12 protein-coding genes are annotated in these 16,378 nt (G+C 61.4%); 10 read left to right on the top strand and 2 right to left on the bottom strand.

Annotated features, from left to right (window positions below; genetic code table 11):
* Nucleotides 1-3 precede the first annotated feature (3 nt).
* The 5 genes from livM (at nt 4) to NMA58_RS15910 (ending at nt 4,630) form a co-directional block, all read left to right on the top strand.
* Entirely contained in the window at nt 4-1,395 is a 1,392-nt protein-coding gene (livM, locus tag NMA58_RS15930; protein ID WP_085779193.1) for a high-affinity branched-chain amino acid ABC transporter permease LivM, read from the top strand.
* Nucleotides 1,395-2,270 (top strand): ABC transporter ATP-binding protein, encoded by an 876-nt coding sequence (locus tag NMA58_RS15925; RefSeq protein WP_064804536.1) that lies wholly within the window; start codon nt 1,395-1,397, stop codon nt 2,268-2,270. The genes livM and NMA58_RS15925 overlap by 1 nt, the downstream gene beginning before the upstream one ends.
* Nucleotides 2,270-3,013 carry an ABC transporter ATP-binding protein gene (locus NMA58_RS15920; RefSeq protein WP_434711154.1) on the top strand — a complete coding sequence of 248 codons (744 nt, stop codon included), beginning with the start codon at nt 2,270-2,272 and terminating at the stop codon, nt 3,011-3,013. The genes NMA58_RS15925 and NMA58_RS15920 overlap by 1 nt, the downstream gene beginning before the upstream one ends.
* A gap of 18 nt (nt 3,014-3,031) precedes the next feature.
* A complete protein-coding gene (locus tag NMA58_RS15915) occupies nt 3,032-3,385 on the top strand; it encodes a DUF6867 family protein (RefSeq protein WP_085779192.1) in 354 nt (117 codons plus the stop codon).
* A gap of 120 nt (nt 3,386-3,505) precedes the next feature.
* A complete protein-coding gene (locus NMA58_RS15910; RefSeq protein ID WP_085779191.1) occupies nt 3,506-4,630 on the top strand; it encodes a branched-chain amino acid ABC transporter substrate-binding protein in 1,125 nt (374 codons plus the stop codon).
* Nucleotides 4,631-4,823: 193 nt separating this feature from the next.
* Here the strand turns inward: NMA58_RS15910 and NMA58_RS15905 are convergent, their stop codons facing one another.
* Both NMA58_RS15905 and NMA58_RS15900 read right to left on the bottom strand, forming a co-directional pair.
* The gene (locus tag NMA58_RS15905) at nt 4,824-5,741 is read right to left on the bottom strand and encodes a response regulator (RefSeq protein ID WP_434711151.1); all 918 of its coding nucleotides are present in this window, start codon (nt 5,739-5,741) and stop codon (nt 4,824-4,826) included.
* On the bottom strand, nt 5,734-9,117 hold the full coding sequence (locus NMA58_RS15900; RefSeq protein WP_434711149.1) for a hybrid sensor histidine kinase/response regulator: 3,384 nt from the start codon (nt 9,115-9,117) through the stop codon (nt 5,734-5,736). The genes NMA58_RS15905 and NMA58_RS15900 overlap by 8 nt, the downstream gene beginning before the upstream one ends.
* Nucleotides 9,118-9,295: 178 nt before the next feature.
* Here NMA58_RS15900 and NMA58_RS15895 point away from each other — a divergent pair, with 178 nt between their 5' ends.
* The 5 genes from NMA58_RS15895 to urtD all read left to right on the top strand — a co-directional run bounded on the left by NMA58_RS15895 (nt 9,296) and on the right by urtD (nt 16,330).
* Nucleotides 9,296-11,200, top strand: a complete 1,905-nt coding sequence (locus tag NMA58_RS15895; protein WP_434711147.1) for a phosphatase PAP2 family protein — start codon at nt 9,296-9,298, stop codon at nt 11,198-11,200.
* Between the two features lie 179 nt (nt 11,201-11,379).
* Nucleotides 11,380-12,672: an urea ABC transporter substrate-binding protein gene (gene urtA, locus NMA58_RS15890; protein WP_097600669.1), complete on the top strand. Its 1,293-nt coding sequence runs from the start codon at nt 11,380-11,382 to the stop codon at nt 12,670-12,672.
* Nucleotides 12,673-12,783: 111 nt separating this feature from the next.
* Nucleotides 12,784-14,409: an urea ABC transporter permease subunit UrtB gene (gene urtB, locus NMA58_RS15885; RefSeq protein WP_434711144.1), complete on the top strand. Its 1,626-nt coding sequence runs from the start codon at nt 12,784-12,786 to the stop codon at nt 14,407-14,409.
* Complete coding sequence (gene urtC, locus NMA58_RS15880; RefSeq protein WP_085779185.1) at nt 14,406-15,569, top strand: urea ABC transporter permease subunit UrtC; 1,164 nt, start codon at nt 14,406-14,408, stop codon at nt 15,567-15,569. The genes urtB and urtC overlap by 4 nt, the downstream gene beginning before the upstream one ends.
* A gap of 5 nt (nt 15,570-15,574) precedes the next feature.
* Nucleotides 15,575-16,330: an urea ABC transporter ATP-binding protein UrtD gene (urtD, locus tag NMA58_RS15875; protein WP_085779184.1), complete on the top strand. Its 756-nt coding sequence runs from the start codon at nt 15,575-15,577 to the stop codon at nt 16,328-16,330.
* Nucleotides 16,331-16,378: the final 48 nt, after the last annotated feature.

Below are 16,378 nucleotides of genomic sequence, written 5' to 3'. Positions count from 1 at the left end.
GTCATGGCAAACATCGAGAATTCTGCAGGCAAGCCCGATGCCGGACTTGTCCGCAAAGGTCTTATCGAAGCCCTTTTCGCCGCCGTCCTGTCGCTCGGCATGTTTGTTCTTTATGTCGGTCTGAAGACCGATCAGAACATCAACAACGAGCTGATCATCATCCAGCGCTGGGGTCTGCTGGCGATTTTCGTCGCCATCGCGGCGATCGGCCGTTTCGCCATGGTCGTTTTCATCAAGCCGAATATCGACCGCCGCAAATTGCGGAAGGCGCGGGAGGGCGATCTCGACATTTCGACCGAGAAGAGCTTCTTCCATCGGCATTTCCTGAAGATCGCGCTGATTGCGCTGCTGCTCTATCCGATGGTGATCGTGGCGGCAGTCGGCGCTCAGGGCTCATTGAAATGGGTCGACAATTTCGGCATCCAGATCCTGATCTACGTGATGCTCGCCTGGGGGCTGAACATCGTCGTCGGCCTCGCGGGCCTTCTCGATCTCGGCTATGTCGCCTTCTATGCGGTCGGCGCCTATTCCTACGCCCTGCTGTCGAGCTATTTCGGCCTGTCCTTCTGGTTGCTGCTGCCGCTTTCCGGCATCCTGGCTGCGCTCTGGGGCGTCATTCTCGGCTTCCCGGTGCTGCGTCTGCGCGGCGACTATCTCGCCATCGTCACGCTCGCCTTCGGTGAAATCATCCGCCTCGTGCTGATCAACTGGACCGACGTGACCAAGGGAACCTTCGGTATCTCAAGCATTCCAAAGGCGACGCTCTTCGGCATTCCTTTCGATGCGACGGCCGGCGGCTTTGCCAAGCTCTTTCACCTGCCGATGTCTTCCGCCTACTACAAGATTTTCCTCTTCTACCTGATCCTGGCGCTGTGCATGTTGACGGCTTACGTCACCATCCGCCTGCGGCGCATGCCGATCGGGCGTGCCTGGGAAGCGCTGCGTGAAGACGAGATCGCTTGTCGTTCGCTCGGCATCAATACGGTGACGACCAAGCTGACGGCGTTCGCGACCGGAGCCATGTTCGGCGGCTTCGCGGGTTCGTTCTTCGCCGCTCGCCAGGGCTTCGTCTCGCCGGAATCCTTCATCTTCCTGGAATCGGCCGTCGTTCTTGCCATCGTCGTTCTCGGCGGCATGGGCTCGCTGACCGGCATTGCGATCGCCGCGATCGTCATGGTGGGCGGTACCGAAGCGTTGCGCGAAATGGATTTCCTGAAAGCGGTCTTCGGGCCCGACTTCACGCCGGAACTCTACCGCATGCTGCTCTTCGGTCTCGCAATGGTGGTCGTCATGCTGTTCAAACCGCGCGGTTTCGTCGGATCGCGTGAACCAACCGCCTTCCTCAAGACACGCAAGGCCGTATCCGGAAGCTTCACCAAGGAGGGCCACGGTTGATGAGCCCCGTCACCAATACGATGTCGAGCGACACGCTTCTCAAGGTCGAGCACCTGTCGATGAAGTTCGGCGGCCTGATGGCCATCAACGACTTCTCCTTCGAGGCCAAGCGCGGCGACATCACCGCGTTGATCGGTCCGAACGGCGCCGGCAAGACCACCGTCTTCAACTGCATCACCGGCTTCTATAAGCCGACGATGGGGATGATCACGCTTAATCAGAGAAGCGGCAAGCAGTACCTGCTGGAGCGTCTCCCGGACTTTCGTATCACCAAGGAAGCCAAGGTGGCGCGCACCTTCCAGAACATCCGGCTGTTTTCCGGCCTGACGGTTCTGGAAAATCTGCTCGTCGCCCAGCACAACAAGCTGATGCAGGCGTCGGGCTATACCATTCTCGGCCTCATCGGCATCGGCCCTTATCGGCGAGAAGCCGCCGCAGCCGTCGAGTTGGCGCGTCATTGGCTTGAAAAGGCCGATCTGATCGAGCGTGCAGACGATCCGGCAGGCGATCTGCCTTACGGCGCCCAGCGCCGTCTCGAGATCGCACGTGCAATGTGCACGGGCCCGGAATTGCTTTGCCTGGACGAACCGGCCGCAGGCCTCAACCCACGCGAATCCGCTAAGCTCAACGAGCTTCTGCAGGGCATTCGCGCCGATACCGGAACCTCCATTCTCCTTATCGAGCATGACATGTCTGTGGTTATGGAAATCTCCGATCACGTCGTCGTCCTCGAATATGGCCAGAAGATTTCCGACGGCACGCCGGATCATGTGAAGCACGATCCAAAGGTCATTGCGGCCTATCTCGGCGTCGAGGATGAAGAAGTGGAAGAGGTGATCGCAACCGTCGAGCAGCTCGAAGGAGGCGCAAACTGATGGGCGATGCAGTCATGACGGGTCAACCGCTTCTTCAGGTGAATGGCGTCGAAACTTATTACGGCAATATCCGTGCGCTGGCCGGCATCGATGTCGAGGTCAACAAGGGCGAGATCGTCAGTCTGATCGGCGCGAATGGCGCCGGAAAGTCGACACTGATGATGACGATCTGCGGCAGCCCCCAGGCCCGTAAGGGATCGATCGTCTTCGAGGGTCGCGAGATCACCCGTATGCCGACCCATGAAATCGCACGCCTGCGCATCGCGCAGTCGCCGGAAGGGCGTCGCATCTTCCCGCGCATGACGGTCATGGAAAACCTTCAGATGGGCGCGGGTCTCGACAATCTCAAATATTTTGCTGAGGACGTCGAGAAGATCTTCACGCTCTTCCCGCGCCTCAAGGAACGCCATGCCCAGCGCGGCGGCACGCTTTCGGGCGGCGAGCAGCAGATGCTGTCGATCGGCCGCGCGCTGATGGCGCGTCCGAAGCTCTTGCTGCTCGACGAACCTTCGCTCGGCCTGGCGCCGCTGATCGTTAAGGGGATTTTCGAAGCGATCCGGAAGCTCAACGAGCAGGAAGGCCTCACCGTGTTCCTCGTCGAGCAGAACGCATTCGCGGCACTGAGGCTTTCGCACCGCGCTTATGTGATGGTGAACGGCAAGGTGACGATGAGCGGCTCCGGCAAGGAACTGCTCGCCAATCCGGAAGTCCGCGCCGCCTATCTCGAAGGCGGAAGACACTAGTCGAAGGGAGAGTTTAACATGCAGGGACTTTTCTTCGAAAGTGACGACGGCGTTCGCGTCGTCATTCGCGCCCTCGTGGTTCTGATCGGCTTCTGGACGGCCTGGCGAGCCGGCAAGGCGGTTGCTGACGGCTGGAACAATTATCCACTGGCCGTCGTCTACACCTTCCTCCTTGCCTGGGCGATGCAGTTTCTACACCACGCCCTGTTCAATGGGCCGATGCTCAGCGCCCTCTACTATGGCATCGACTTCGTGACCTTGCTTGTCTTCTCGACGGCGGGCTTTCGCTTTCGCCGTACCAATCAGATGGTCAACAACTATTACTGGCTGTACGAAAAAACTTCCGCGTTTTCGTGGAAGGACAAACATTGACAGTCCGTTGAAACTAGGCATGAATTGCCTTCAGAGCGGAACAGCTTTCCTGGCGCAGTCTATGGTGGGTAATGCGTCGGGCCTTGGACCGGAACCCGCCCAAAAATTGGGAGTAACAATATGAAGAAGTCTCTTCTGTCGGCAGTGGCTCTGACGGCGATGGTCGCCTTCAGCGGCAACGCTTGGGCCGACGTCCTCATCGCTGTCGCTGGTCCGCTGACCGGCCCGAACGCCGCTTTCGGCGCTCAGCTTCAGAAGGGTGCCGAGCAGGCAGCCGCCGACATCAACGCTGCTGGCGGCATCAATGGCGAGCAGATCAAGATCGAGCTCGGCGACGACGTTTCCGACCCGAAGCAGGGCATTTCCGTTGCCAATAAATTCGTTGCCGACGGCGTCAAGTTCGTCATCGGCCACTTCAACTCGGGCGTTTCAATCCCGGCTTCGGAAGTCTATGCCGAAAACGGCATCCTCGAAATCACCCCGGCCGCTACGAACCCGAAGTTCACGGAACGGGGCCTCTGGAACACGTTCCGCACCTGCGGCCGTGACGACCAGCAGGGCGCCATCGCCGGCAAGTATCTCGCCGACCACTTCAAGGACGCCAAGATCGCCGTCATTCATGACAAGACCCCATACGGTCAGGGCCTTGCAGACGAAACCAAGAAGGCGATGAATGCCGCCGGCCTGACGGAAGTCATGTACGAAGGCATCAACGTCGGCGACAAGGACTTCTCGGCCCTCATCGCCAAGATGAAGGAAGCCGGCGTCTCGATCATCTATTGGGGCGGTCTGCACACCGAAGCCGGTCTCATCATCCGTCAGGCCGCAGACCAGGGCCTGAAGGCAACGCTGGTTTCCGGTGACGGCATCGTTTCGAACGAGCTGGCCTCGATCGCTGGTGACGCTGTCGCCGGTACCCTGAACACCTTCGGCCCCGATCCGACGCTGAACCCGGCGAACAAGGAGCTCGTCGAAAAGTTTAAGGCTGCTGGTTTCAACCCGGAAGCCTATACGCTCTACTCCTACGCTGCGATGCAGGCAATTGCCGGCGCTGCCAAGGCTGCCGGTTCGGTGGACCCTGAAGCCGTCGCCACGGCCATGAAGGAAAAGGGTCCGTTCCCGACGGTGCTCGGCGACATTTCGTTCGACGAAAAGGGCGATCCGAAGATTCCTGGCTACATCATGTACGAATGGAAGAAGGGCGCGGACGGCAAATACACCTACGTCCCGCAGGAGACCAAGTAAGCTTAGCTTCCTCTCTAGGAATATGATCATTGAAGCCCGGTTCACCGGGCTTCTTTTTTGGCGGCGCTTCATCCACCGGGCGGTCAGCCGGTGAAGCGGCGCTGGCTTGGCCGGATGGAGAAAGTGGTACTGCTGCCGCTTGTCAGCGGTGCGGTGGAGGAGGCGTGATCCACGGATCGCCTTCCGCTATCCATCACATCTCATGCAGCACATGAGTCGCCTTCACGGCGGCCGATGCGCGGTTCTCTACCCCGAGTTTCACGTAGATCTGTTCGAGGTGCTTATTCACGGTGCGCGCCGACAAACCCAGTATTTCGCCGATGTCACGGTTGGCCTTGCCCTTGGCGATCCAGAGCAGCACTTCGGATTCTCGTTGGGTGAGCGAAAAACGTTGGCGCAGCATCTCGTCGTCACTACGGTGGCTGGCGGCGGTGAGGCGGAAGAGATATTCATCCGGGCCGATCGCGCCAAGGAAGGCAAGCTGCAGCGCTGCCTGGCCGGCATGGGTGATTGAGATGATGCCGTCTCGTCCCGCGCCTGCGCGGTCGCGCATCCAGCCGGCAATATGACGGACGACGATCTCCATGCCGTCGTCACTGCCCATGGCGGCATTGACGAGCCGCGTTGCCTGCGGCGTCGACCAGTGGATCGCACCATCGCCCTTGACCGCCAGCAGGTGACGGCCGGCAGCGTCCAGCGCAACGCGGGCGCTCTGGGCCGAGCGGGCATTGCGCAGATGGACGCGGATGCGGGCGCGCAGTTCGTCGATGTTGATCGGTTTGGTGAGGTAATCGACGCCGCCGGATTCCAACGCGTGCACGACATGCTCGGTCTCCGTCAGGCCGGTCATGAAAATCACCGGCACCTGGCCGACGGCGGCATTTGCCTTCAGCCTGCGGCAGGTCTCAAAGCCATCCATCACAGGCATCACAGCGTCGAGCAGGATCAGATCAGGCGTGATGCGCTCGACGATGCCAAGCGCTGCCGTGCCCGAGGTGGCGATGAGAACGGAGAAGCCGGACTGTTCGAGCGCATCCGTCAGGAAACCGAGTGCCTCCGGCGAGTCGTCGACCAGCAAAACGATGTCGTGGGGGAGGGCCGGCTCAGCCAATGGATTCCACCTTTTCGTCGAAGTCGTGCAGGAAGGACATGAAGCCGGCCAGATCGAAGGCGGCCACATAGGGTCGAAGAGCCTCCGTGAATGGCCGATTTGCCTCCACCTTGGCAAGGTCCGAAAGCTTAGCTTCGATGCCCTTGATGTAACCGATCTCGCCGAGCCGTAGCAATTCCTGCACATGGGCTGCACCCGGGCCTAGCAGCTGCGCCTCGATCTTTGCAGGAGCGGCGGGCGCATCATCGGCATAGACCCAATTCAGGCCGAGATGCAGGGCAAGCTTGTCACGCAGTTGGCGAATGTCGATCGGTTTGCCGATAGCGTCATTGTGGCTGTCGTCGCTGTCGCTCAGAACCGTCGCATCGCCAATATTGGCCGAAAGCATCAGCATCGGTGCCGTCTGGCCGGCCTCACGCAGACGCGAGACGAGCTGCCAGCCGCTCATGCCGGGCATCAGTATATCCACGAGGAACAGATCGGGCTGGATGCCGTCGATCAGTGTCAGGCACTCGGCGCCGCCTGCCGCCGTCAGCACGATGAAATCGAGCGGCGCCAGGATTTCACGCATCATCTCGCGGTGATCCTCATTATCGTCGACGACGACGATGGTGCGGCGCGGACCGTCGTAACCGACGATGCGTTTTTCCTGCGGCGGCGCGGCGGCGCGCATGACGGCGGACAGCATGAGCCGCACACGGAATGTCGAACCTTCGTCCTTGACGCTGGATACCGCAATCTCGCCGCCGAGCGTGTTGGTCAGAAGCCGGGTGATGGTGAGGCCGAGGCCGAGGCCAGGCATCGGCCGCACGCTGTCTGCCTCGCCCCGCTGGAAAGGTTCGTAGATGCGTGTCAGGTCTTTTTCGGCAATGCCGCGGCCGGTATCGGTGACGGTGAAGGTCGCGACCTGGCTGCGATAGGCGACATCGAAGGCGACGCTGCCTTCGTCGGTGAACTTGATGGCATTGGAGAGCAGGTTGACGAGGATCTGGCGCAGGCGCTTTTCGTCGGTGCGGACGAATTGCGGCAAAACAGGCGAACGGTCATGTAGAAAGACAAGTCCCTTGGCCTGCGCCTGCGGGCGGAATAGCTCGACGATCTGGTCGAGGAAGTCATGGATATTGATCTCGTTGGAATAGACCTGCAGGCGGCCGGCCTCGATCTTCGAAATATCGAGCAGGCCGTCGATCAGCCCCGAGAGATGTTCGGCGCTGCGGCGGATGACCTTGATCGAGGATTGGCGCGGCGCCGGGATCGTTTCGTCGCGTTCGAGGATCTGGGCATAGCCGAGCACGGCGTTCAAAGGTGTGCGCAGCTCGTGGCTGAGGCCGACGACATAGCGGCTCTTGGCGCGGTTGGCGGCCTCGGCCGTCTCCTTGGCGTTCTGAAGGGCCGCATCGGTTTTCTTGTGGGCGGCGATTTCTTTGAGCAGCAGCGTGTTCTGGCGCGAGGATTCCTCCTCGGCGACGACGCGACTATCATGGGCGAGCACATAGAACCAGCAGACGACGCCTGATATCACCGAGAAGACGAAGAAGACGATCAGAATAGTGCGATTGACCACCTCTGCAGTCTCCGGCGAGGCGGAGGCGACCTGATGGGCGATCATCGCCAGGATCGCGCCGATGGCGGTCAGCGCCAGCGCCACGGCGATGCCGTAGCGGCCAAGGCGTGTCGTCAGCTTGCCCAGAACGCTCTCCGGCAGCAGCGTCCTCGCGACCGTTCCGACCTGGGCGTTGAAACGCGCGGCCGGCTTGCACATGTCGTGGCAGCGGCTGTCGAGCGAACAGCAGAGCGAGCAGATCGGGGCTGCATAGGCCGGGCACCAGGCCATATCCTCCGGCTCGAAAGGATGCTCGCAGACAGAGCAGGTGATGCTGGTCAGATTCTTCCAGCTCTGGCGCGGCTTGCGGGCGAGATAGAACTTGCCCCTCGTCGCCCAGGCAATGGCAGGCGAGGCAGCCAGCGCGATGACGAGGGTGATATAGGGAGCAAGCGACGCGGCCATCTCGCCGAAAGCGCCGAAGTGGGCGATCAGCGATATCGTCGCCGACAGCGTCATGGCGCCGAGGCCGACCGGGTTGATGTCGTAGAGATGGGCGCGCTTGAACTCGATGCCGGCAGGCGCGAGCCCCAGCGGCTTGTTGATGAAGAGATCGGCGGAGATCGTGCAGAGCCAGGCCATCGCGATGATCGAGAAGATGCCGAGCGTCTCCTCCAGCAGCCGGTAGATGCCGAGTTCCATCAACAGCAGAGCGATCGCAACATTGAAGACAAGCCAAATAACGCGGCCGGGATGGCTGTGGGTCAGCCGGGAGAAGAAATTCGACCAGGCGAGCGAGCCGGCATAGGCGTTCATCACGTTGATCTTGAGCTGCGAGACGACAACGAAGGCGGCCATAAGCAGCAGCGCGGCATTGTGCCAGGGAACCATGTAGCCGAAGGCGGTGAGGTACATCTGCGCGGGATCGGCGGCGCGGTCGAGGGGAACGCCGGAAGTGAAGGTGAGCACGACCAGGAAGGAGCCGGCAAGCAGCTTCGGCGCGCCGATGATAACCCAGCCGGGTCCGGCAAGGAAGACGGCTAGGCGATGGCGCCATTTGCGCTGCAGCGCCGGCGGCAGGAAGCGGAGGAAATCGGCCTGCTCGCCGATCTGCGACATCAGCGCCAGAATGACGGCGGAGGCGGCGCCGAACTCCATCAGATCGAAGTCGGCGATGGTACCGGGCGGGCCGGAAGCGTGGCGGATGCCTGAAAAGGCGCGCCAGAGATCGAATTTCTCCCAGTCCATGAAGGCGATGAAGATGAAGGGCAGGATGTTCAGCACGATCCAGAAGGGCTGGGTGATCAGCTGGAACTTGCTGATCAGCCGCACGCCGTGCGTCACTAGCGGGATCACCATGACGGCGCTGATGATGTAGCCGGTCCAGAGCGGAATGCCGAGGGTGAGCTCCAAGGCCCCGGACATGATCGAGGCCTCTATCGCAAACAGCATGAAGGTGAAGCTCGCATAGATCAGCGAGGTGATGGTCGAGCCGATGTAGCCGAAGCCGGCGCCGCGCGTGAGAAGATCGATGTCGACGCCGTGGCGGATGGCGTAGCGGCTGATCGGCAGGCCGATTGCGAGCATCACGATCGAGGCGACGATGATGGCGCAGAAGGCGTTGGTGGTGCCGTAGGAGAGGGTGATCGCCCCGCCGATCGCTTCGAGCGCCAGGAAGGAGATCGCGCCGATTGCCGTCTGCGAGATGCGCTCAGACGAAAAATGGCGGGCGCTCTTTGCGGTGAAGCGCAGCGCATAGTCTTCAAGCGTCTGGTTGGCGACCCAGCGATTATATTCGCGTCTCACCGGAATGATGCGTTGGCGCGCTGTCATGCCCTCTTTCCGGCACTCTCGTTGGGCTCATCGTTTCCACGGCAGTTTTGGCGGGATGGACGGGAAAGGCAAGGGGTGAGCACTGGCGGATTTGCAGAACAGTCATATTTTTGAAACGGCTCTGTCACATATCCGCTCTAACCCTACCGCCACTCGTTAAACCATTTCGGGTATACTCATGTCTGTTTCAAAACTTTGCCGCCTGAGCACCGCTCTCGTCAGCCTTCTTTCGGTCGTGCCCTCGCTTGCCGCGGCAGAGCAAGCCACAAGCGCGAAAGCGCCCTATGCCGAGACCGGAAACACCAACAAGCGCGGTGACGCTTGCTTCTCGACCGCCGACACCAACGCCGCCGTCCATCTTCTCTCCGGCTTCCTAGAAGTATGGAGGCCGCGCACGCCCTTCGTCGATGCCGGCGTAGAAGCTCCGGCCAAGGACAATTGCCCTGCAGTCGCCAAGACAGATTGGGACGGCATCCCCTTCAGCAAGACCGACGGCCAGATCGTCAACAAGCTCGTTCATGATGCGAATATCGGCTATGTCATCAAGGCGACAAAGGCGCGTACTGCCGAACAGGCGGTCGCGGCCTATCTCGATGACCGGCGCGGCAAAAATGCCAGCATCGTCGATGGCCTCGGCCCGCTGACGGATGCCTGGAAGGCCGGTTCCAAGCAGACCACCACGATCACCGAAGTCGCGGCCGATGCGACGACCGTCAAATATGACGACAAGGGCAACAATCGCGGCGCCGGCAGCAAGCCGGACACCGAAAACAAGACCGATGCCAATCCGGACATGGGGCTCGCCATAGACTTCATCAACGCTGCAAGCGCCGACGGCTCGACGGAACCTGCCAAGCGCTATTTCAAATATGCCCGTCCCTATCGCTGGAGCCAGGACGTCTCGGTCGTGCCGACGCTCGAGCCCGCCAAGAGCGGCAAGCCGGTCGAGGACGGTGGCTTCCCGAGCGGGCATACCGCGGAAGCCTGGCGGGATGCGCTCGCCATGGCTTATCTGGTGCCGCAGCGATTCCAGGAAATGATCGCGCGCGCCAGCGAAATGGGTGAAGACCGCATCCTTGCAGGCATGCACTCTCCGCTCGACGTGATGGGCGGCCGCATGCTCGGAACCGCCACGGTCGTCTATAACCTGAACAAGTCCGACAATTCAGCGCTGAAGAGCGCTGCCTACGCCCAGGCGCAGTCATGGCTGATCGCCAAGTCGGGTGTTGCGGATGCGGGTGCGCTCGAAGTTGCCGCCCATGCAGCGCCGCTTTCGGCGGACCGTTTCGCCGATCACGAGGCAAATCGTGCCTATGTGCTGCAGCGCCTGAGCTATGGGCTGCCGACGATCCATGCGACCGATCAGCCGGCCCTCGTGCCGGAGGGCGCCGAAGCGCTTCTGGAAACCCGTCTGCCCTATCTTGATGGTGAACAGCGCCGCGAGGTGCTTGGTACAACGGAAATCGCCTCGGGCTATCCGCTGCTCGACGACGCGGAAGGCTACGGCCGCCTCAACCTGTTTGCCGCCGCCGACGGTTACGGCGCCTTCGAACAGGACGTGACCGTGACCATGGATGCGGCAAAGGGCGGCTTCAATGCGATCGATACCTGGCGCAACGACATCGGCGGCAAGGGCAGACTGGTGAAGCGCGGCAGCGGCATTCTCGGTCTTTCCGGCGCCAACAGCTATGCCGGCGGCACCGTGCTGGAAGAGGGCGTGCTGGTTGCCGGCTCTCCCTCGGCCCTCGGCGCCGGCGGGTTGATGGTCAATGGCGGGTCGCTCATCGTGGCCGCCGACAAGCCCTTAGCCGTGGGCGGCGACTATCAGCAGCTCGCCAGTGCGACGGCCAAGCCGACGCTCGGCGCGAATGGCGCCGGCACGCTGGTCGTTGCAGGCAAGGCGGCGCTTGCCGGCGATCTTGACGTGGCGCTCGCCCATGGCTTTGCGCCGGCGCCTGGAACGAAGATCGAAATCCTGAAGGCTGCCGCCATTACCGGCACCTTCGGCAAGTTCACCATCTCCGGCCACAGGGCGACCCTGTCTTACGGCCCGAGCTCGGTCACCTTGATGATCGACGGCTAATATCGAACCGACCGGGCACCCCTGCGGCGGGGATGCCCTCCTCGTCATGACTGCGCATTCGACCCCTGCGCCTACGTCATTTTGCGTATGTGTTTTTGCGCTGCAGCACCCGATAGTCCTCTCGGCAACAGTTAACTCCGTTTCCGGCCTGTTGCGGAACAAGAGAGGGGATCAACCATATGAATCTCAAATCCACGATTACGGGTGCCGCGCTCGGCGCCATCATGACAGCGTCGGCTGCCTTCAGCAGCGCGATTGCCGCCGACGATACGATCAAGGTCGGCGTGCTGCATTCGCTCTCGGGCACGATGGCAATTTCCGAAACCACGCTGAAAGACGCCATGCTGATGCTCATCGACGAGCAGAACAAGAAAGGCGGCCTTCTCGGCAAGAAGCTCGAAGCTGTCGTCGTCGATCCGGCGTCCGATTGGCCGCTCTTTGCCGAAAAGGCGCGTGAGCTGATCGAAAAGGACAAGGTCGCCGCGGTCTTCGGTTGCTGGACGTCGTCCTCGCGCAAGTCGGTGCTGCCGGTTTTCGAAGAGCTGAACTCGCTGCTCTTCTACCCTGTGCAGTATGAAGGCGAGGAATCCTCGCGCAACATCTTCTACACGGGTGCGGCTCCGAACCAGCAGGCGATCCCGGCTGTCGACTATCTGATGAAGACCGAAGGCGTGAAGCGCTTCGTGCTCGAAGGCACCGACTATGTCTATCCGCGCACGACCAACAAGATCCTGGCAGCCTATCTCGAATCCAAGGGCATTCCGAAGGAAGACATTCTCGTCAACTACACGCCGTTCGGCTTCTCCGACTGGCAGACCGAGGTCGCCAAGATCAAGGAATTCGGCTCTGCCGGCAAGAAGACCGCCGTGGTCTCCACGATCAATGGTGACGCCAATGTGCCGTTCTACAAGGAGCTCGGCAATCAGGGCATCAAGGCGACCGACATTCCGGTTGTCGCCTTCTCGGTCGGCGAAGAAGAGCTTGCCGGCCTCGACACCAAGCCGCTCGTCGGCCATCTCGCTGCCTGGAACTACTTCGAGTCGGTGGAAAGCCCCGCCAACAAGAAGTTCATCAAGGAATGGCACGCCTTCACAAAGAACGACAAGCGTGTGACGAACGATCCGATGGAGGCCGCCTATATCGGCTTCAACGCCTGGGTGAAGGCCGTCGAGGCCGCTGGCACCACCAATACCGATGCCGTTCTCGATAACATCATCGGCGTCACCGTTCCGAACCTCTCCGGCGGCTATGCCACCGTTATGCCCAACCACCACATCACCAAGCCGGTGCTGATTGGTGAAATCCAGGCCAACGGCCAGTTCGAAATCGTCCAGCAAACGCCCGCTGTCGTCGGCGACGAATGGTCGGACTATCTGCCGGACTCCAAGGACCTGATCTCTGATTGGCGCAAGCCGTTGAACTGCGGCAACTTCAACGTTGCCACCGGCAAGTGCGGCGGCAAGGGCTCCTGAGGAGACGCGTCCGCTGATAGCCTGAAGACTTCCGTCCGGAGCTGATCCGGGCGGAAGCTCCATCTTTACCGCTGCGCCGCAAGGCCGACGACACTCAAGGCGAGAGAGCCGATGTTTCGCGCCATCCAGATTCTCCTTCTGACATTTTGTCTGATGCTTTCGGGCCTGACGCTTTCTGGGACCGGCCTTCGGGCCGAGGACGACGTGCACGCTCTCGTCGATGCGCTCGGCGTCGGCGGCTTTCCCGAGCGCGACGCGGCCATCCGGGCGCTTGCCGCTTCCGGGGATACGCATGTCAGCCAGATCCTGCAGCAGCTGAGTGACGGCCAACTCTACGTCAATTCGGAAGGCGGCCCCGTCCTCGTTCAAGGCGGCACGGAGGACGGGCCAACCTATTCCGATCCGATCACCGGCGAGGCGGTTGCCGATGTCGATCCCGACTTGATGTCGAAGGTCAAGATCAACAATGCACTGCGCACCACGATCACGACCATGATGAGCCAGCTGACGCTTCTGAGCCCGGATCGCTCGGCGCGGCTCGCTGCGGCCGAGGGCATGCTTAGGGATGCCGATCCTGCCAATCTCGAACTCCTGAATTCGGCTCTTTCAGCCGAGAAGGATGGCGAGATCAAAAACACGATGGAAGCGGCGCGGGCCGTGATGGTGCTGAAGAGCGATGCCGGTCTCGAGGAGAAGCGGGCTGCCATCGATATGATCGCCGCCCGCGGCGGCCGCGATGCGCTGACGATCCTGACGACGGCGATGGCGAATGCGCCCGACGATCTGAAGCCCGCGATCCAGACGGAGATCAATTCGATCAACCGTGACCTGGCGCTCTGGGACGTCGTCCAGAACGTCTGGTACGGCCTGTCGCTCGGCTCGGTGCTGCTCTTGGCCGCTATCGGCCTTGCCATCACCTTCGGCGTCATGGGCGTCATCAACATGGCGCATGGCGAGATGGTGATGATCGGCGCCTATACGACCTATGTCGTGCAGGAAACGATCGCCTCGGCCTTCCCCTCGCTTGCCGATTATTCACTGGCCTTCGCGGTGCCGGCTGCCTTCCTCTTCACCGGTCTGGTCGGTCTCGTCATCGAACGTTCGGTGATCCGCTATCTCTACGGCCGCCCGCTGGAGACCCTGCTTGCCACCTGGGGCGTGTCGCTGATCCTGCAGCAGGCGATCCGCAGCTATTTCGGCCCGACCAACCGCGAGGTCCGCAATCCGAGCTGGATGTCCGGTGCCTTCGATTTCGGCGGGCTGGTCATCACCTGGAACCGGCTCTGGATCATCGCCTTCTCTGTGGTGGTATTCCTGACGCTCCTGATGCTGCTCAAGCGCTCCGCATTCGGGCTGCAGATGCGGGCGGTGACGCAGAACCGGCGCATGGCTTCCTCCATGGGCATCCGCACCGGCTGGGTCGACGCCTTCACCTTCGCGCTCGGCTCCGGCATCGCCGGCATGGCCGGTGTGGCGCTCTCGCAGATCGATAACGTCTCGCCGAACCTCGGCCAGAACTACATCATCGACAGCTTCATGGTCGTCGTATTCGGCGGGGTCGGCAATCTCTGGGGCACGCTGGTCGGCGCCCTGTCGCTCGGCGTCGTCAACAAGTTCCTTGAGCCCTTCGCCGGCGCCGTGCTCGGCAAAATCCTGGTGCTCGTCCTCATCATTCTGTTCATCCAGAAGCGTCCGCGCGGGCTCTTCGCACTCAAAGGAAGGGCGGTGGAAGCATGATAACGGCCTTCCTTCTCCGATCGCTCGATCGCAGGATCACAATCGCCGTCGCCCTGCTGCTGGCGGTCGCCATTCTCGTGCCGGTGCTGAACCTCGCCACCGGGCCAACCCATCCGCTTCACGTCCCGACCTACATCATGGCACTGTTTGGCAAGTATCTGACCTATGCGCTGCTGGCGCTGGCGCTCGATCTCGTCTGGGGCTTCTGCGGCATCCTTTCGCTCGGCCACGGCGCCTTCTTCGCGCTCGGCGGTTATGCGATGGGCATGTATCTGATGCGCCAGATCGGCTCGCGCGGCGTCTACGGCGATCCGATCCTTCCCGACTTCATGGTGTTCCTGAACTGGAAGGAGCTGCCCTGGTTCTGGTACGGCTTCGACCAGTTCTGGTTCGCGGCGCTGATGGTGCTCCTCGTGCCTGGGCTGCTCGCCTTCGTCTTCGGCTGGTTCGCCTTCCGCTCGCGCGTCAACGGCGTCTACCTCTCGATCATCACCCAGGCGATGACCTATGCGCTGCTGCTTGCCTTCTTCCGCAACGACATGGGTTTCGGCGGCAACAACGGCATGACCGATTTCAAGGACATCCTCGGCTTCAACATCCAGGCAGACGGCACGCGCGCAAGCCTCTTCGCCGCGACCGCGATCTTTCTGGCGCTATCGCTGACGATCGCCTCGGCAATCGTCCGCTCGAAGTTCGGCAAGGTGCTCGTCGGCGTGCGTGATGCCGAAAGCCGCACGCGCTTCCTCGGCTATCGCGTCGAGCATTTCAAGCTCTTCACCTTCGTCGTCTCGGCGATGATGGCGGGCATTGCCGGCGCGCTCTACGTGCCGCAGGTCGGCATCATCAATCCCGGCGAATTCGCGCCCGCAAACTCCATCGAAGTCGTCATCTGGACGGCGGTCGGCGGGCGGGGAACGCTGATCGGGCCGATCATCGGGGCGATCCTCGTCAATGGCGGCAAGACGATTTTCACCGGTCTCTTCCCCGAGTTCTGGCTGTTTGCGCTCGGCGGTCTCTTCGTCGCCGTTACGCTGTTCCTGCCGAAGGGCGTCGTCGGCACCATCGCGCACCAACTCGGCAAACGGAAGGCCGTCACCGACGCTGTACCCCCGGCGGCAGAGGAAGATGACATCGAAGCGAAAATCCAGGCAGCGGAGTGAGTGCCATGATTCCCGACGTCAAACCCAACAGCGTGCTCTATCTCAGCGGCGTCTCCGTTTCCTTCGACGGCTTCAAGGCGCTGAATTCGCTCTCGATCGTCATCGAGCCCGGCGAGCTTCGCGCCATTATTGGCCCGAACGGCGCCGGCAAGACGACGATGATGGATATCATCACCGGCAAGACCAGGCCTGATGAGGGCGAGGTTTTCTTCAACGGGACCGTCGACCTCACCAAGAAGGATGAGGCCGACATCGCTCAGCTCGGCATCGGCCGCAAGTTCCAGAAGCCGACGGTCTTCGAAAGCCATACGGTCTGGGATAATCTGGAACTGGCGCTGAACCGCCGCCGCTCCGTCTTCTCGACGCTGTTCTATCGACTTTCGAGCGAAGACAGGACGCGCATCGATGAGATTCTCGAAACCGTGCGGCTGACCCACCGCCGCGACGAATTGGCTGCCAATCTATCGCACGGGCAGAAGCAATGGCTGGAGATCGGCATGTTGCTTGCCCAGGAGCCGAAGCTGCTGCTCGTCGACGAGCCGGTCGCCGGCATGACGGATGCGGAGACAGCGGAAACGGCGATTCTGCTCAAGAATATCGCCAAGACCCGGTCGGTCGTCGTCGTTGAGCACGACATGGGCTTCATCCGCGACCTCGGCGTCAAGGTGACCTGCCTTGCGGAAGGATCGGTGCTGGCGGAGGGATCGATCGATTTCGTCAGTTCGGATCCGAAGGTGATCGAGAATTATCTAGGAAGGTGAGGAATGCAACTTCCAGGCTTGAACCTGACAATGGAAGACGCTCTAAAA

The sequence above is a fragment of the Rhizobium sp. YTUHZ045 genome, assembly GCF_051124255.1.
Taxonomy (GTDB): domain Bacteria; phylum Pseudomonadota; class Alphaproteobacteria; order Rhizobiales; family Rhizobiaceae; genus Rhizobium.
The sequence above is the reverse complement of the archived record's forward strand: the minus strand, read 5'-3'. Positions and strand labels throughout refer to the sequence as shown.